Annotated in this window: 19 protein-coding genes; 8 read left to right on the top strand and 11 right to left on the bottom strand. The window is 59.8% G+C overall.

Annotated features, from left to right (window positions below; translation table 11 throughout):
* The first annotated feature begins 129 nt into the window (after positions 1-129).
* The 3 genes from GN234_RS09550 (at position 130) to GN234_RS09540 (ending at position 1,744) form a co-directional block, all read left to right on the top strand.
* The gene (locus tag GN234_RS09550; RefSeq protein WP_176688353.1) at positions 130-366 is read left to right on the top strand and encodes a glutaredoxin family protein; all 237 of its coding nucleotides are present in this window, start codon (positions 130-132) and stop codon (positions 364-366) included.
* Positions 367-458: 92 nt separating this feature from the next.
* Positions 459-779 carry a transcriptional regulator gene (locus GN234_RS09545; RefSeq protein ID WP_116831793.1) on the top strand — a complete coding sequence of 107 codons (321 nt, stop codon included), beginning with the start codon at positions 459-461 and terminating at the stop codon, positions 777-779.
* A 74-nt stretch (positions 780-853) separates the two neighbouring features.
* Positions 854-1,744, top strand: coding sequence for a pseudouridine synthase (locus GN234_RS09540; RefSeq protein WP_109751470.1), 891 nt, complete (start codon positions 854-856; stop codon positions 1,742-1,744).
* A gap of 102 nt (positions 1,745-1,846) precedes the next feature.
* Here GN234_RS09540 and GN234_RS09535 read toward each other — a convergent pair.
* The 3 genes from GN234_RS09535 to mobA all read right to left on the bottom strand — a co-directional run bounded on the left by GN234_RS09535 (position 1,847) and on the right by mobA (position 4,295).
* Positions 1,847-3,210, bottom strand: a protein-coding gene (locus GN234_RS09535; protein WP_176688352.1) for an IS3 family transposase whose coding sequence is annotated in 2 segments (ribosomal slippage) — positions 1,847-2,745 and positions 2,745-3,210 — 1,365 coding nt in all. Because the reading frame shifts where the segments join, the coding sequence is not laid out codon by codon here.
* A gap of 185 nt (positions 3,211-3,395) precedes the next feature.
* The gene (locus GN234_RS09530; RefSeq protein WP_092197592.1) at positions 3,396-3,617 is read right to left on the bottom strand and encodes a YgdI/YgdR family lipoprotein; all 222 of its coding nucleotides are present in this window, start codon (positions 3,615-3,617) and stop codon (positions 3,396-3,398) included.
* 75 nt (positions 3,618-3,692) lie between these two features.
* Positions 3,693-4,295 (bottom strand): molybdenum cofactor guanylyltransferase MobA, encoded by a 603-nt coding sequence (gene mobA / locus GN234_RS09525; RefSeq protein WP_176688351.1) that lies wholly within the window; start codon positions 4,293-4,295, stop codon positions 3,693-3,695.
* Positions 4,296-4,373: 78 nt separating this feature from the next.
* On the opposite strand from mobA, the gene moaB reads away from it, so the two are divergent.
* Both moaB and GN234_RS09515 read left to right on the top strand, forming a co-directional pair.
* Positions 4,374-4,913: a molybdenum cofactor biosynthesis protein B gene (gene moaB, locus GN234_RS09520; RefSeq protein ID WP_109751472.1), complete on the top strand. Its 540-nt coding sequence runs from the start codon at positions 4,374-4,376 to the stop codon at positions 4,911-4,913.
* Positions 4,914-4,935: 22 nt separating this feature from the next.
* The gene (locus GN234_RS09515; RefSeq protein ID WP_176689577.1) at positions 4,936-6,123 is read left to right on the top strand and encodes a molybdopterin molybdotransferase MoeA; all 1,188 of its coding nucleotides are present in this window, start codon (positions 4,936-4,938) and stop codon (positions 6,121-6,123) included.
* 48 nt (positions 6,124-6,171) lie between these two features.
* Here GN234_RS09515 and GN234_RS30035 read toward each other — a convergent pair whose 3' ends face one another.
* On the bottom strand, positions 6,172-6,480 hold the full coding sequence (locus tag GN234_RS30035) for a hypothetical protein (RefSeq protein ID WP_232200418.1): 309 nt from the start codon (positions 6,478-6,480) through the stop codon (positions 6,172-6,174).
* A 346-nt stretch (positions 6,481-6,826) separates the two neighbouring features.
* Here GN234_RS30035 and yegS point away from each other — a divergent pair, with 346 nt between their 5' ends.
* Positions 6,827-7,744 carry a lipid kinase YegS gene (yegS, locus tag GN234_RS09505; RefSeq protein ID WP_109751474.1) on the top strand — a complete coding sequence of 306 codons (918 nt, stop codon included), beginning with the start codon at positions 6,827-6,829 and terminating at the stop codon, positions 7,742-7,744.
* Here the strand turns inward: yegS and GN234_RS09500 are convergent.
* From GN234_RS09500 to GN234_RS09490, 3 genes are all read right to left on the bottom strand, one after another.
* A complete protein-coding gene (locus GN234_RS09500; RefSeq protein WP_116831796.1) occupies positions 7,728-8,387 on the bottom strand; it encodes a response regulator in 660 nt (219 codons plus the stop codon). The genes yegS and GN234_RS09500 overlap by 17 nt on opposite strands.
* Positions 8,384-9,277, bottom strand: coding sequence for a sensor histidine kinase (locus GN234_RS09495; RefSeq protein WP_116831797.1), 894 nt, complete (start codon positions 9,275-9,277; stop codon positions 8,384-8,386). Before GN234_RS09495 ends, GN234_RS09500 begins: the two co-directional genes overlap by 4 nt.
* A 233-nt stretch (positions 9,278-9,510) precedes the next feature.
* Complete coding sequence (locus GN234_RS09490; RefSeq protein WP_109751477.1) at positions 9,511-9,981, bottom strand: hypothetical protein; 471 nt, start codon at positions 9,979-9,981, stop codon at positions 9,511-9,513.
* A 481-nt stretch (positions 9,982-10,462) separates the two neighbouring features.
* Between GN234_RS09490 and GN234_RS09485 the strand changes: the two genes are divergently transcribed.
* Together GN234_RS09485 and GN234_RS09480 are read left to right on the top strand one after the other, a co-directional pair.
* Complete coding sequence (locus tag GN234_RS09485; protein ID WP_039588994.1) at positions 10,463-11,386, top strand: chemotaxis protein CheV; 924 nt, start codon at positions 10,463-10,465, stop codon at positions 11,384-11,386.
* A gap of 71 nt (positions 11,387-11,457) precedes the next feature.
* A complete protein-coding gene (locus GN234_RS09480; protein WP_109751479.1) occupies positions 11,458-12,267 on the top strand; it encodes an MOSC domain-containing protein in 810 nt (269 codons plus the stop codon).
* Positions 12,268-12,388: 121 nt separating this feature from the next.
* Here the strand turns inward: GN234_RS09480 and ppnP are convergent, their stop codons facing one another.
* The 4 genes from ppnP to atuD all read right to left on the bottom strand — a co-directional run bounded on the left by ppnP (position 12,389) and on the right by atuD (position 16,630).
* A complete protein-coding gene (gene ppnP, locus GN234_RS09475; protein WP_109751480.1) occupies positions 12,389-12,673 on the bottom strand; it encodes a pyrimidine/purine nucleoside phosphorylase in 285 nt (94 codons plus the stop codon).
* A gap of 92 nt (positions 12,674-12,765) precedes the next feature.
* Entirely contained in the window at positions 12,766-13,308 is a 543-nt protein-coding gene (locus GN234_RS09470) for a 3'-5' exonuclease (protein ID WP_176688350.1), read from the bottom strand.
* 62 nt (positions 13,309-13,370) lie between these two features.
* Entirely contained in the window at positions 13,371-15,341 is a 1,971-nt protein-coding gene (locus GN234_RS09465) for an acetyl/propionyl/methylcrotonyl-CoA carboxylase subunit alpha (RefSeq protein ID WP_176688349.1), read from the bottom strand.
* Positions 15,342-15,475: 134 nt separating this feature from the next.
* Positions 15,476-16,630 carry a citronellyl-CoA dehydrogenase gene (atuD, locus tag GN234_RS09460; protein WP_109751483.1) on the bottom strand — a complete coding sequence of 385 codons (1,155 nt, stop codon included), beginning with the start codon at positions 16,628-16,630 and terminating at the stop codon, positions 15,476-15,478.
* Positions 16,631-16,636: the final 6 nt, after the last annotated feature.

The raw sequence follows: 16,636 nt of genomic DNA, 5'->3' as shown, positions 1-16,636 counted from the left end.
CTGGAAAAACATTTGTGTTCAGTGATTTGCATCAGCGTTTTACCGAAACACCCTGGAGCGAGCCAGCGACTCGACGGTTTCCCGGGGCGGGCCTAGAATGACCGTCTAACTTTTTTGGGTCTACCCGCCATGCTTCCTGAATGCCAGCTGTTCGGCACCCTGGGGTGTCATCTATGTGAAGTTGCAGAAAGGGTGCTGATGCCTTTCGTCGAACATGGATTGTTGGTGGAGCTGGTAGACATTTCAGAGCGTGAAGACTGGGTGGACGATTATGCGCTGCGTATCCCCGTGCTGCGCAGGCTGGATACCGGTGCCGAGCTGGAATGGCCCTTTGAGGCCGAACAGATCGTGACCTTCCTCCGTTGAGCGGTTCGTCCGTCAGTTCCTGATACGGCGGTTGGCGAAACTAGCGTGCTTCGGTTACTGTATGTGCATACAGCTATCTGGAGTGTTCCCCCTTGGTCAATGTCGAACAACTGAAAAGCAGTGTAAACAGGATGTCCGCGGACGTTGTGCGTGAGGCAGTCCTGGAACTGCGCCTGGATGGCCTGGTGACCGAAGGCAAGACGCCGTTCAATAAGCTGCATTTCAACACCTGTTTTGCCGAGATCGAAGCGTTGTTCCAGCGCGCCGGTTATCACAAACAATTGGATGTGGTGGGTTACCAGGGCTTGCTCTACGCGCTGTACGATCCAGGTCGCTGGGAGCCGGTGGAGGTGCTGCGCTGGTTGAAGGAGTTCACCGAAGCGGCGGCAAAATCGACGTCAGTCACGGCGTAAAGCAATCATCGCTGGGCTGGCTGGTGCGACTGTCGGATAATGCCGCCCTGCAAAAAAATGCCTAAGAGTTTTCAATGTCCGGTCCATCGTTTTCCGCCGCTCATCATCAGGCCAGTACGCTGTATCTGCCGCCCGGTTCCTGGTCGACGGTGTTGGAGTGCCTGTGCGAGCATTTCAGCGCCATCAGTCGCGAGCAGTGGTTGGACCGGATCGCCCGGGGCCGGGTATTGGATGGGGAGGGCAAGGCCATCCCTGTCGATTTGCCGTACCGCGAAGGCCTGCGCATTCACTACTTCCGTGAAGTGCCCGACGAGAAGCCGATCCCGGTGGTGGAGTCGATCCTGTATGTCGACGAGCACTTGGTGGTGGCAGACAAACCGCATTTTCTGCCTGTCACCCCGGCGGGCGAATACGTCGAGCAAACCTTGTTGCGGCGATTGATCCGGCGGCTGGACAATCCGCATCTGGTGCCCTTGCACCGCATCGACCGGCATACGGCCGGGCTGGTGTTGTTTTCGGCCAACCCGCACACACGTTCGGCCTATCAGTCGTTATTCCCGACGCGGCAGATCGAGAAACGCTACCAGGCCATTGCCCGTGCATTGCCCGGGTTGACCTTTCCCCGGGTGCATAAAAGCCGGATGATCGATGGCGAGCCGTTCTTCCGGATGCAGGAAGGGCCGGGCGAGCCCAATACCGAAACGGCCATCGAAGTGCTGGAGCGCAATGGCGAGCTGTGGCGGTATGGCTTGTATCCGGTTACGGGCAAGAAGCATCAGTTGCGGGTTCACATGAATGCCCTTGGGGCGGGGATTTGCAACGATCCGTTTTATCCTGATGTGCTTCGGGATGTTGAGGATGATTACGCTAATCCGCTTAAGCTGCTGGCTCAGGGGTTGCGTTTCGTTGATCCGGTTACGGGGCAGGAGCGGGTGTTCGAGAGCGGTATTTCGTTGCAGTGGTAGTTTTTTTGTTCAGGGTATGGTGTGTATATCCGTTATTTAGGTAACGGCGGCTTATGGTTCCGCCCTTACGTGAACTGCCCCCCAAAAGTTGGACAGGGGACGCTATTGATTTAGTGCCTGGGTCCGAAATTGTACCGGACTCAAGCCATTCAGCCTGAGGCTTATGCGGTCTTGGTTGTAGTAGGCGATGTAATCTTCTATGCCTGATGCCAGCTGCTCCACACTCTCAAATGATTCCAGATAGAAAAACTCACTCTTGAGCGTGCCGAAAAAGCTTTCCATGGCGACATTGTCCAAGCAATTACCCTTGCGCGACATGCTCTGCTCGATGCTCTTTTCGGCCAGCATGTGTCGGTAGGTAGGCTGCCTGTACTGCCAACCCTGGTCAGAGTGCAGTATTGGTTTTTCATCTCGACTCAGTCGCTCGAAGGCTTTTTCCAGCATCATCGAAACCATCCTGAATTCGGGACGTCGGTTGATCTGGTAAGCCAGAATCTCGCCGTTGTACAAATCCATGAGAGGCGAGAGAAACAGCTTTTGCCCCTTCACCTTGAACTCCGTCACGTCGGTTGCCCATTTCTGGTTAGGGGCTTCTGCCTTAAATTCGCGCTTTAGTAGATCAGGCGCAACAAGCCCTTCAGCACCTCGGTAAGAGCGATATTTCTTCACTTTGACCAGCGACTTGAGGCCCATCATCTGCATCAGCCGATGCACCTTCTTGTGATTGATCAACTCACCACTGTTTCCAAGGGTCGCGGTGATGCGGCGGTAGCCGTAACGCCCCTTATGCCCGTGATAGACGCTGCGGATGCGATCTTTAAGGTCGGCATGCTTGTTGGTTAGCAGTGTTTTGCTTTGGTAATAGAAGGTGCTGCGTGCAAGTCCCGCAGCACGTAGCAACAGAGCAAGTGGATGCTCATGCCTCAATCCTTGGACGGCCTGCGTTTTTTTGGCTGCGCAGTACGGGGATCCGCTTGGATTAAGGCATCGAGCTTTTTTAGATAGGCATTCTCCGCGCGCAGATAGGCCAGTTCTGCGAGCATTTGTTCAGGGGTCAGTTCTGCGTCCGCAGGAAGAGCAGGACTTGCTTTGGGTTGCCTGGAAGGTTTGCGGGGCATGCTGGACTCTTTAAGACGATGCGGTTGTAGCGCTTCTACACCGCCTTCATCGTACAGCTTTCGCCACTGCCTGATACTACTTGGACCACGGATATCAAACCGTATACAGGCCTGTTGGTCCGACAGTCCGCCTTGTTCGATGCACTGCAAAACCTTCAATTTAAACTGGGCATCGTAATGGCTGTACTTGGCAATCAAGCCAGAGGCGCCGTGCTTTTCAAAACCCTTGACCCATCGCCGCAGCAGCGATGGACTCAAGCCATGCTTGAGGGCCACCTCATGAACGCTACTGGCAGACAGACACTCTTCAATCAGTGATTGCTTGAGCACTAGGTTGTATTTCGTCATGGAACACCCTCCCGAGGGGTCAGGTGTCCAACATTCGGGGGCCAGTTCACGTAAGGGCGGAACCCTAAGTGGCCGTTACCGCAGCAACGGATATACACCCAAGCCCCAAGCCCCAAAAAAAACCGGCGCTTCCCTCTTCAGGAAGCGCCGGTTTTTCCAGCAACATCGGGCAGCAACGTTACAGATTACAAATCCTTAACGGTACGAACCTGATCCTTGTTCACGCGAGTCTGCTTGCCATCCAGTTGCTCAAATTCGTAGAAGCCGCTTTCTTCATCGTAATGTGGAGTATCGACGGCCTGGATTTCGCGACCGTCATTCAAGGTGATCACTGTTGGCGATGCGCACCCGGCAAGGGTGGCGAGGCCCAGAGCGAGCATGAACGTGGCGAGGGTCCGTTGTATCATGGTGTTTCTCCGAAATGGATTCTTCAAGTTACTGACCTTCAGACGTATACATCGCGCGCAAGTTCCTGGCTAGTGTCAATCTGACACGCCTTTATGTTGGGCCAGTAACTCCGGCGTGTTCAGGTTGGCCAGCCGGGGATCGTCGGCCGGGCATTGCAATGCAACGGCGTGGAGTGCGCGCATGATTCGGCCGGGGCTGCGTTCGCCTTCGCTCCAGGCGTGTTCGAAGGTTCCTGCCAGGACCAACGGAATGACGCACAGCAGCGGCTCCCAGTGCTCGCCGTGCCGCACCATCAGTGGTTTGTCGGGGTGTTGGCTGGCCATCTTGCGCATGTTGTCGAGCAGGCTTGAGTCGATTTGCGGTACGTCGCATGGCAGCACCAGCAAATATGGATGCTTCGCTGCCTTGAGGCCTGCCCGGATGCCCGCCAGCGGCCCGGGGAAGTCGCCTTCCTCGTCATGCACCAACTGATCGGCATACATCGCATAATGTTGCCTATTGCGGTTGCAAGAGATGATCAGGTCGTCGCTCATGGCGCGGGTCTGGCGATGGAGATGGGCTATCAGCGGTTCGCCCTGCCAGTGCACCAGGCCTTTGTCCTGGCCGCCCATGCGTTGTCCGCGTCCGCCCGCCAAGAGCAGGATGGAGCAGGAGGGCAGTGGCGTGTTCGAGGTCATGGCGTGTCTCCGCACGGGCGAAAAAATGAAGCGCTGTGATATAACACCGGGCTGTTTCCTCCACAACTGGACGAGCCTATGAAAGCCAAGGCTGATGTACCTTTCGTGCCGCTCAATATCGCGGTGCTGACTGTCAGTGATACCCGTACCCTGGAAACCGATACGTCCGGGCAGGTCTTCGTCGATCGGCTCACGGCGGCCGGCCACAACCTGGCGGCGCGGGTCCTGCTCAAAGATGATTTGTACAAGATCCGTGCGCAAGTCGCGACCTGGATTGCCGAGGACGTGGTGCAGGTGGTGCTGATCACTGGCGGCACCGGCTTCACGGGGCGTGACAGCACGCCGGAAGCCGTCACCTGCCTGCTGGACAAGCAGGTCGATGGCTTCGGCGAGTTGTTCCGGCAGATATCCGTGGCTGACATCGGCACTTCCACCGTGCAGTCCCGCGCGCTGGCAGGCCTGGCCAATGGCACGCTGGTATGTTGCCTGCCGGGTTCGACCAACGCGGTGCGTACCGGATGGGATGGCATCCTGGCTGAACAGCTGGATGTGCGGCATCGGCCGTGCAATTTCGTGGCTCATTTGAAACAGGCAGATCCGTGTGAATCCCGTGGGTAAACCGGGCAAGGGCGGTGCCTTGATGGCCGTTGAGGTTGCGTTGGAGCGGCTGCTGGAGATGGCGGCGGCCACACCGATTGTCCAGCGCGAGCATTTGCCTTTGGCCGCAGCGCTAGGGCGAGTGCTGGCTGAGGACCTGGTGTCGACCCTTGATTTGCCGCCATGGCCCAACAGCGCCATGGACGGCTATGCCTTGCGGCTGGCTGACTGGAATGGCGAGCCGTTGAGGGTCAGCCAGCGGGTTTTTGCCGGGCAGGCACCGGAACCGCTGGCCGCTGGCACGTGTGCGCGGATCTTCACGGGGGCGCCAGTCCCGGCCGGCGCCGATTGCATCGAGATGCAGGAAAACGCCGTGGTTGAAAGCGACCAGCGCGTGCGGTTTACCGAGCCCATGGTCAGCGGACAGAACATTCGCCCCCAGGGACAGGAGGCTACCGTTGGGGAGCAGGTTCTTGCTGCCGGCACTCGCTTGGGGCCGATCGAGCTGGGGCTGGCGGCATCCTTGGGCTGTGCAACGCTGGAAGTGGTGCGCAAGGTCCGCGTTGCGGTCCTGTCCACGGGGGATGAACTGGTCGAACCCGGTCAGGCGCTGGGCCCAGGCCAGATCTATAACAGCAACCGCGTGCTGCTGTGTGGCTGGCTGCAACACCTGGGCTGTGAAGTGGTTGACGCGGGTATCCTCCCCGACGATTTATCGGCCACCCGTGAGCGCCTGGCACAGTTGTCAGATGTCGATCTGATCCTGTCCACCGGCGGGGTATCGGTGGGCGAGGCGGACTTCCTGGGCATCGCCTTGCGCGAGGACGGCGAGCTGGCGCTTTGGAAGCTCGCTATCAAGCCGGGTAAGCCGCTGACGTTCGGGCATTACCGTGGCGTGCCAGTCATAGGCCTGCCTGGAAACCCTGCCTCGACCCTCGTGACTTTCGCGCTGTTGGCAAGGCCCTACCTGCTAAGGCGCCAAGGCGTCCAGTCGGTGGCGCCGCTCAAGTTCAAGGTGCCGGCCGGTTTCGCCTGGCCGAAGGCGGGCAGTCGACGAGAGTATTTGCGCGGTCGCATGGAGAATGGTCGAGCGATCATCTACCGCAATCAAAGCTCGGGTGTCCTACGCAGCGCGGCCTGGGCCGAGGGGCTAGTCGAAGTGCTCGAGGGGCAGACGCTGGTTGAGGGCGATGAAGTGGGTTTCATTCCCTTGAGCGAAGTCCTGGGTTAGCTGTTCTCCGGCCCGAGTCGGGTACCCGGGCCTTCATGCACCTCACCTTCAGCGCGTGAGCAGCATCACCAGTTGATCGAATCGATTGTTGGCAATCCAGCCCAACAGGCCGAGCACCACCGCTGCGGCGCCAGCCGAATAGGCCAGCCTGTGGCGGATCACCTTTACATCGGTGCGAATTTCATCCATGTCTTTGCGGATGTATTTGAGGTGGGTTTCCAGCTCAACGACGCGCGGTTCCAAATCAATTCCTCCAACGGGATTACTGCAACTTTTGCATTCGTTTCGAGTATCGGCCTGCCCGCCCTCAAAGGGCGCGCGCTGCCGGGGCAGCAGCTTGTATTCACGGTTATGCATGGGACGGTTCATCCCTTTGGCCATAACTGTTCGAACGACTGAGCCGGCCCCGGCGAGCCGTGATGTATCCATCCATGGGTAAGTGCTTCCTTGTGTGATGAGGTTTTAGCGTTCCAGCAAAACAGAGGGCCAAGGTGTCTCAATACCGCTAGAGGGTCAATTGAGCTGATTCGCCAGGTCTTGTAAGAAAACTCTTCGAATCAAGGCGTACCGATCAGGCGAGCGGCCCAACGGGTTCTCTCCTGGGGCAAACCTCCTGCCCTTTTTAATAAATTGAGGTGCACCGAGACTTTTTCGGTCAAATGAGCGGTCCCATTTCCTGAACCTTCCAATGACGGAGACAACGATGAGCAAAGGCAAGGCACTGTTGATTTTGCATGGCAAGCAAGCGCTCAACGAAGAGGTTCGCACGGCCGTGATGCTCAAGCGCGAGCAGGGCTGGGACCTGGCGGTACGGTTAACCTGGGAGGCCGGTGATGCCCAACGATGCGTCGATGAGGCGCTGCGGGCCGGTTACACGCGACTGATCGCCGGCGGCGGTGATGGAACCTTGCGTGATATCGCCGAAGCGATCGTCCTCAAGTCGAGCGATGCCAGCCTGGTACTGCTGCCGTTGGGTACTGCCAACGATTTTGCCCGGGCCGCCGGTGTTCCGTTGGAGCCTGCGCAGGCCCTGGATTTGCTCGACGTTGCGCCGCAGGCCGTGGATGTGGGTGAAGTCTGCGGCCGGATTTTCCTGAACATGGCCACCGGTGGTTTCGGCAGCCAGGTGACGGCGAACACCTCCGAGGACCTCAAGAAAGTTCTGGGGGGCGCGGCCTACCTGTTCACCGGCCTATCGCGATTCAGTGAGCTGAGTGCCGCCTATGGCGAGTTGCAGGGTCCCGATTTTCACTGGCGAGGCGATTTGCTCGCGCTGGGTATCGGCAATGGCCGGCAGGCGGGGGGAGGTCATGTGCTGTGCCCGCAGGCCTTGGCCGATGATGGGTTGCTGGACATCAGCATCCTGCCGGCGCCTCAGGAAGTGGTCAGTACGTTGAAGGACTTGCTGGCGGGAGGCCTGGGCATCGATAACATGTTTGTCCGCGCACGCTTGCCATGGGTGGAGATCAAGGTCGCCCAAGGCCTGGATATCAATCTCGATGGTGAGCCGTTGCAGGTGGACACCCTGCGTTTCACTGTCCGCCCGAAGGCACTGCGCGTGCACTTGCCGTCCGATTCGCCGCTGTTGGGCGCTGCGGCGGCGCTCAATCGTCCAGGCTGATGATTTTTTCGCGCACGGCGAACAGCACAAGTCCGGCCACGTCGTGGATCTGCAGGCGCTTCATGATTTGCGCCCGGTGGGTTTCGACGGTCTTGATGCTCAGGTTCAGGCCGTTGGCAATTTCCCGGGTGGACTTGCCGCGCACGATCAGCCGCAATATTTCCAGTTGGCGTGCGGTCAGGTTATGGGCCTGGGCAGGGTCCGGCTGCTGCTTCTGGACGCGGATCAGTGCCTGGTTGATCACGGTATGGGCGATGGCCGGGCTCAGGTAGCGTTCGTTGTTGCGCAGCGCCTCCAGGGCGTGTTTGAGCTCATTGGCGCTGGTGTCCTTGAGCAGGTAGCCATGGGCTCCGGATTCCAGCGCCTGCATGATCAGTGCTGGATCCGTATGCATGGACAGGATCAGCACCTTGCTATGGGGGCGCACCCGCTTGAGCTGTTGCAAGGCATCCAGGCCGCTGGTGTCCTTCATGGAAATGTCCAGCAGCACGATGTCGGGGTTCAGCCGTTCTACCAATTCCACCAATTGCGTGCCGTCATTGGCTTCGCCGATGACGGCATAGCCCGGGATGTCCGTGACCAGCGCACGTACGCCAGCCCTGATCAGGGAGTGGTCATCTACCAGAAGCAAATTACAAATCAAAGGAGAACCTTATTCTTACTGGCTCGCTCCAGGGCACGCGGCGCCCAGGGAAAGCGTGCTTCGATGTGCGTGCCTTTGCCGGCTTCGCTGATGATCTTGAGGGTACCGCCCAATTGTTCGACCCGTTCCGACATGCCGGCCATGCCCCGTTGACCTTCACGAGCGGGGTGGGTGGCCGGGACAAACCCCTGGCCGTCGTCGCTGATCAGCAGGGTCAGGCCGTCGGGCAGGCGTTGCAAGCGTACCAGCAGATTCGTCGCCCGGGCATGGCGCAAGATGTTGGTGACCGCCTCCTGGGTGATCCGGAACACCGCGACCGACATCTCCTCGGGGATGCCTGTCATGCGCTGTTGGCAATCGAGGCTCCATTTTACCGGGGCATTGGCCAGGGTCTTGAGCAAATGCGCCCGCAGGCTGGCTTCAAGCCCGAGGCTGGCCAGTTCCCTGGGGTTGAGGATCGCCGATACATCGCGGACCTTGTTGAGGGTTTCGTCCAGGGTCTCGCACAGGAGCGCGCACTGGCCCTGCAATTCTTCCGGCATCCGGCGCTTGAGCCATTCGCCTTGCAGTTTCGCCGCAGTCAGCAACTGGCCAATGTCGTCGTGCAGTTCGCGGCTGAGCCGATGACGCTCGTTTTCCTGGACCTCGAGCAACCGCTCGGCCAGTTCCTGCGGCTGGAACTTGATGGATTTGCGCGACAATCGATGGTGGATCCAGACACAGGTCATTGCCGCGACATTCAATGCCAGCAAGCTCAACGGCACCGTATGGGCGTACAGGTAGGTCAACAGGCAGCCGAGGGTCGAGCAGATGCACAATAATAATGTGAAGCGACGGGCGTTTTCTCGGGAGGGAGGCCAGGTGATAAATGACTTGAGGCTGGCGTGCATAGCGGATGGAGCCAATGAATGTTCGCTGCGGGCTGGCCGGTCAGCGCATCTGACAGGCCGGGTCGGGTAAACGTTTCAGGTCGAGGGCTGCTTCGGTTGGCGGCTTTTACGGCGCTGTCTTGAAGTGGCTGACGCGGGAGATAGTACCACTTCACATTTCGTTGGTCGCGTTCGGCATGGCGCGACGAAAGCGCTATGGACCAGGCACTCCGCATTGAGCCGGCATCATCGTATCAGGCTTGTTTCTGGGAGTAGGGTACCAACGCCAGCGGACGTGACGCTGCCAATGCCTGGCCAGGACTCTGGCCTACCTGGAAGGCAAATGCTTCGATCAACGAGATCTGTTCGCTGCTGTCCAGGCTCAGCTGGCCGGTGGTGTGATCGACCAGTTCCAATTGCCAGGCCATCAGGGTGAGGCAATCCTTCAGGGCATCCAGGGCCTGGTCATGCAACTGCATGTGGTTCTGCGCGTGGCTGAGCAAGCCATGGATGTGCAGCGAAAACTCCGAAACGGCTTCCAGCGCCAGGGCATTGGCCTTGTTCGAGAGTTTCAGCAAGGTGCTGAGCATGCAATCGATGGCATCCTTGTCGTTGTTGATCAATTGCAGATGGCTCAGGCATTCCTCCGACTTGGCCAACAGCGTCTCGGCCTCGATCAGAAGCTCGGGAAGACGCTGACTCCAGTTTCTACGATCGTTCGGCATGCTTATCTCCACAACATCATGTCAGGCGAAAGAAAACCGCGTATGGCGAACGGCTGGATCTCAAGGACGACCGCGAACGGACGCACGGCGACATGCCCGGGCCGTTCAGCGAAGGCAAATTCGCTAACGATTGCACGGGCGGGATCGGCCGAGAGGCTGCAGGTCCGATGTCCTGTGGTCGCGCACAAAAGCCTGACTCCGTTCAGCAATGAGAATGGCGTCACATTAATGGCTATTGGATAACGGGAATATCAGGTTGGACCTGATTGTGCCTAGGGGAATCCCTTAGACAAGGGAACTTTGCACGCGAACCAGGGTCGCGCGGCAGGGGAAATTGCAGGTGAAAATCATGAAGCCAGTAAAGCATGATGTTAATGTGACATCAATGCCCCTCGCTCGTATTTTATCCGGGGTCAAGATTCGGTTCGTGCAGCCGATATCTCTTTTATTGGATTCAACCGAACAAGCCCAGGAGTCATCGATGGCCGGCATTCTCGACACAGTAGATCAGCGAACCCAACTGGTGGGTGAGAATCGCCTGGAAATTCTCATGTTCCGCCTCGCGGGTCGACAGTTGTTCGCCATTAACGTGTTCAAGGTCCAGGAAGTCCTGCAACTGCCCAAGCTGACCCTCATGCCGCAGCGTCACCCGTTCGTGTGCGGTGTGGTCAATCTACGGGGCCAGACGTTGCCTGTGATCGACCTGTCCCAGGCCATTGGCATGCGTCCGCTGGTGCCGGGTCCGAACAGCACGATTATCGTGACCGAATACAACCGCTCGGTTCAGGCATTCCTGGTGGGTGGAGTCGACCGCATCGTCAACATGAACTGGGAAGCCATCCTGCCACCGCCGACCAGCGCTGGTCGCGAGCATTACCTGACGGCCATCAGCAAGGTGGACGATCAGTTGGTGGAAATCATCGACGTGGAAAAAGTCCTGGCCGAAATCGTGCCATACAACGCCAAGGTCTCCCGGGACAAACTCGAAGACCCGGTGCTGGAGCGCGCTCGTGGCCGCGAAGTGTTGCTGGTGGATGACTCCAACGTCGCGCTCTCACAACTGCGCGATACCTTGGGTCAGCTGGGCGTGAAAATGCACATCGCCAGCGACGGCCTGAAAGCGCTGAACATGCTCAAGGCCTGGGCCGATAGTGGCGAGGTGATGACCGATAAATTGCTGATGATCTTCACCGATGCGGAAATGCCGGAAATGGACGGCTACCGCCTGACCACCGAAATCCGCAACGATCCGCGCTTGCGTGGGCTCTATGTGGTACTGCACACCTCGCTGTCCGGCAGCTTCAACGATTCGATGGTCAAGAAGGTCGGTTGCGACAATTTCCTCTCCAAATTCCAGCCGGACAAGCTGGTCGATGTGGTGCGTCAGCGGCTGATGCTCGACTGAAGCTGATGGTGGTTTGCTTCAATGGCCGGCTCGTATAAGGTGGCATTTTTTCGCCACCAGGGAAGTTGACCATGTTGCGGCTGAGCGCGCTGTATCGGTATCCGTTGAAGTCCGGCAAGGGCCAGCCCTTGCAAGGGATTGGCCTGGACAAGCTCGGGCTGGACGGTGACCGGCGCTGGATGCTGGTGGATGAGGGCACCGGTCGTTTCCTGACCCAACGCGCCGTGGCGAAGATGAGCCAGCTTTCGGCCCTGTGGAACGAGGCCGGCGGCCTGACGCTCAGTGCGCCGGGCCATGAGGCCATCGATGTGCCGCTGCCGCCGGTCCTGGAGGAGCAGCGGCGCGGGGTGATCATCTGGCGTGACACTTTGCGTGTGCCGGATGCCGGTGACGAGGCTGCGGCCTGGGTCAGCGAGTTCATCGGCAATCCTACCCGGTTGGTGCACGTGCCTGTGGAACTGGCGCGCACCACGGCAGCCGGTTATGGCAAGGATGACGACAAGGTCGCCTTTGCCGATGGTTTCCCGCTGCTGCTGATTGGTCAGGCGTCCTTGCAGGACCTGTCGAGCCGGGTCGGTCGCCCGCTGGAAATGTTGCGCTTTCGTCCCAACCTGGTGGTCGAGGGCAGCGAGGCGTTTGCCGAGGACGGCTGGAAGCGTATTCGTATCGGCGAGGTGGAATTCCGCCTGGTCAAGCCATGTTCGCGTTGCATCATGACCACGGTCGATCCGCAGACCGGCGAGCGCGATCCGAATCGCGAACCCTTTGCCACGTTGCAGCGATACCGTTCGACCCCGGACGGTGCGATGTTCGGCCAGAACCTGGTCAACGACAGCGACGGTCGGCTTGAAGTCGGCATGCCGGTTGAAGTGCTCGAATAAAAAAATCCGTGAACAAAAATGCCCGTGTCGTTGGACACGGGCATTTTTCATTACCCCGATGCCATGCCAGGGCTTTTGTGGCGAGGGGATAAATCCCCTCGCCGCAGGGTTATCTGCCGAATCAGCCGCGGTATTCACACAGGTAGGCGGTATCGACGGCCACTTTGAGCTGGAACTTGCTGTTGGCCGGCACATTGAACTGGCTGCCGGCCTCATAGGTTTCCCAGTCGGTGCTGTCAGGCAGCTTCACGGTCAGGGCGCCAGAGACGACGTGCATGATTTCACGTTGGGCCGTGCCGAACTCATATTCGCCCGGTGCCATGACGCCGATGGTCGCAGGGCCTTCGGCAGTGCCAAAAGCGATCGACTTGACGGTGCCGTCGAAGTACTCGTTGACTTTGAACATGGGCGATTCCTCGAAAAAGGGGCTGAAAAAGGCTGGCCAGTATGCACAAGGCTTCAACATTCGTCATCTGTCGGCCGGTAGGTGGTTGCCGCTCAACCGGGAAGTACCAGGGGCAATAACCGTGCGGTATTGCGGGCATCTTCCAGCGCACGGTGCTGTTGACCGCAGAACTGCAGGCCAGCCAGTTGCAACGCGCCGTTGAGCCCCAGTGGTCGTTCCAGCCGACGGGCCTTGGCGAAGCGTTGCTTGAGGTTCATGTGCGGTACCTGGCCGAGGACACTGTGCAATTGCTGGTGCTGCCATTCCTGAAGCAGTTGCTTGCGGTCGTAATCGCCCCAACTGACCCAGCTTTCCAGATTCGGGTGATACGGCGCCAGCCAGCGCTCGAATGCCGGCCAGACCTCGGTCAAGGGCGCGGCACCGTCGATATTGACCTGGGTGATGTGGGTCAGTTCGCGACAGAAAGGCGTCAGCAGCGGTCGTCTCAAGGGCCGCACGAAGCGCTGGAAATGATCCACCTCGCGGCCGTCACGATTCACCAGCGTGGCGCCGATTTCGATAATTTCCATTTCGGTTACCGGCCAGCCACCTTCATCGGTGGTGGCCTCCAGATCAATCACCAGCCAGTGAGGCATCGCAGGGTTCCCGGTGTCGGCGTGCTGATGGGTTTGAGCGTAGTCAAACCCTTGGCATCCGACTAGTGGCCTGTTTCGACACGCAACAAAACCTGACGGTTTTTCACCTGATCACCCCGCATGACCTGCAATTGCCTGACCACGCCGTCGATGCCGGCCTTGAGCGGGTGCTCCATTTTCATCGCCTCAAGCACTATCAGCAGTTGGCCTTGGCGCACCGTGCTGCCTTCACTGACCAGCAGCTCGACGATGGCGCCGTCCATTGGCGCCTCGAGTGTCCCGTCGCTGGCACTGGCCTTGGCGGCGATGGGGGCGTGGGTCCGGTCTTGCAAGTGCAGGCCACCGGGGCGGGTAGACAGCCAAAGATCGTGGCCATCGAGGCGCCACCCATGCCGGCGGCGAATCCCGTCGATGACCAGCGTTGCGCCATGGAGGTCAACGTCGAGCAGTTTCAGTTCGATCAAGCGCCCTGCACTGCGGATGCTGAGCGTCCCGCCGGTTTCGGCCACCAGGCTCAGCACCCAGTCGTGCTCCCCAGCGCCGATCCGGTAGTGCAGCTCCGCGCCGATGTTGTTGTGCCATCCGCCCAGGCCAGGGGCATAGCGTGCCTGTGAGGCTTGATAAAACGCCGCCGCGGCGATGGCGAGCTGTTCGGCCGAGGGCTCAAGAGGCAGGAGCGCCGGATGATTGGCCAAGTGCTGCCCGATGAAGCCGGTGCTGAAGTCGCCGTCGATGAACTGCGGATGTGCCAGCAACGCGGCGAGCAATCGCTGGTTGCTCTGGACGCCAAGCAATACGCAATCTTCCACCGTTCGCAACAATTTGCGCCGGGCCTCCTCGCGTGTGGCGCCGTGAACGATGAGTTTGCCCAGCATCGAATCGTAGAACGGGGTGATGGCCTGGCCCTCCAACAGGCCATGGTCGACTCGCACGCCGTCCCGCATGGGCGGCTCCCAGCCGATCAGTCGACCGGTCTGGGGCAGGAAATCCGCCGCCGGGTCTTCGGCGTACAGCCGCACTTGCATGGCATGGCCGCTGAGCGTCACCTGGTCCTGGCGCAGGGGCAGGGGCCTGCCGGCGGCGACGTCCAATTGCCAGGCCACCAGATCCAGGCCGGTGATCAGCTCGGTGACCGGGTGTTCGACCTGCAGGCGCGTGTTCATCTCCAGGAAGTAAAACCGGCCGTCCCCAGCGAGCAGGAACTCCACGGTGCCGGCACCGACGTAACTCACCGCGCGCCCCGCCTTGAGCGCCGCGTCGCCCATGGCCTGTCGCAGTTCGGCGGTCATGACCGGGCAGGGCGCTTCCTCGATGATTTTCTGGTGGCGACGCTGGATCGAGCAGTCGCGTTCGCCCAGGTGGATCAGTTGGCCGTGGTGGTCGCCGAAAATCTGTACCTCCACATGACGCGGATCGAGCAAGGCCTGTTCGAGGATCAACTCGTCGTTGCCGAAGCCGTGCAAGGCCTCCGAGCGCGCGCTGCGTAACTGCTCCAGCAGATCCTCGGCGCGCTGGACCAGGCGCATCCCTCGGCCTCCGCCACCGGCGCTGGCCTTGATCATCAACGGGTAGCCGATGCGCCCGGCTTCGCGCTGCAGCGTGTCATCGTCCCGGGCGGCGCCCTGGTAGCCGGTGATACAGGGAACGCCGGCTTCGATCATGGCGATTTTCGAGCGACGTTTGCTGCCCATCAGGTCGATGGCCTCGGGGCTGGGGCCGATGAACACGAGACCTGCCTCGGCGCAGGCCTTGGCGAAGCCGGCATTTTCCGAGAGCAAGCCATAGCCGGGATGGATCGCATCGGCACCGCAGCGCCGGGCTGCATCGAGAATGGCCGAAGGGTCGAGGTAGGATTGCTGCACCGGAGCCGGGCCGATCAGCACGGCTTCATCGGCCATGCGCACGTGCAGCGCGTCGGCGTCGGCTTCGCTGAATACCGCCACCGTGCGATAACCCAGGGCCTGGGCAGTGCGCTGGATCCGGCAGGCGATTTCGCCGCGGTTGGCGATGAGGATCTTGCTGAAGGTGGGCATGGTCACTCCTGGGGTTTGCGGTGGCTATCAGGGCCTCATCGCGAGCAAGCTTTGCTCCCACAGGCGAATGCACTCACCAGGCATTATGGGAGCAAAGCTTGCTCGCGATGGCAGCCTGGCAGGCGATGTATTCATTATTTTTTCCCCGGCAAAATCCCCATGAGTTTGCAGATGATCCCCAGCATGATCTCGTCCGCACCGGCGCCAATGGACACCAGTCGCACGTCGCGATAGGCCCGGGCCACCGGGTTGTCCCACATGAAGCCCATGCCGCCCCAGTATTGCAGGCAACTGTCGGTGGTTTCCCGGGCCAGGCGCCCGGCCTTGAGCTTGGCCATCGACGCCAGCCGCGTGACGTCCTGGCCGTTGATGTACTGCTCGGTGGCCTGGTAGACCAGCGCCCGCAGGCATTCGATCTCGCTGGCCAGTTCCGCCAGGCGAAAATGGATCACCTGGTTGTCGATCAGGGCCGTGCCGAAGGTCTTGCGCTCCTTGCAGTACTCGATGGTGCTGTCGATGCAATGCTCCAGGCCCTTGATCATGTTGGCCGCGCCGAACAGGCGTTCTTCCTGGAACTGCAGCATCTGCATCATGAATCCGGCCCCTTCCTGGCCGATACGATTGCGTTGCGGCACCCGCACGTCATCGAAAAACACTTGGGCGGTTTCCGAGCTGCGCATGCCGAGTTTGTCCAGGTGCTGACCGAGGCTGATGCCGGGGCTGTGCATCGGTACCATGATCAGCGATTTGTTGACGTGGGGTTTGTCATCCGAGGTGTTGGCCAGCAGGCAAATGAAATCGGCGCTTGGTGAGTTGGTGATCCACATCTTGCTGCCGTTGATGACGTAGTCGTCGCCGTCCTTGCGCGCCGTGGTCTTGAGCCCGGCGACATCGGAGCCGGCGCCGACCTCCGAGACACCGATGCAGCCCACCTGTTCGCCGCGGATGGCCGGGCGCAGGAATGCTTCGCGCAGTTCATCGGAGCCGAAGCGGGCCAGGGCAGGGGTGCACATGTCGGTTTGCACGCCGATGGACATCGGTACGCCGCCGCAATGAATGGTGCCGAATTCCTCGGCTGCGACGATCGAATAGCTGTAGTCCAGGCCCATGCCGCCGAATGCCGGTGGCTTGGAAATACCCAACAGGCCCAGCTCGCCAGCCTTGCGGAAAATCTCGTGGATGGGGAAACGCCCGGCCTTCTCCCATTCGTCGACGTAGGGGTTGATGTCATGCTCGACAAACTGGCGAACGGTGCGCCGCAGTGCTTCGTGTTCCTGGGTGAAGATCATTTTTAT

Source organism: Pseudomonas bijieensis (assembly GCF_013347965.1).
Taxonomy (GTDB): Bacteria; Pseudomonadota; Gammaproteobacteria; order Pseudomonadales; family Pseudomonadaceae; genus Aquipseudomonas; species Aquipseudomonas bijieensis.
This window is presented reverse-complemented; position numbering and strand designations above follow the sequence as displayed.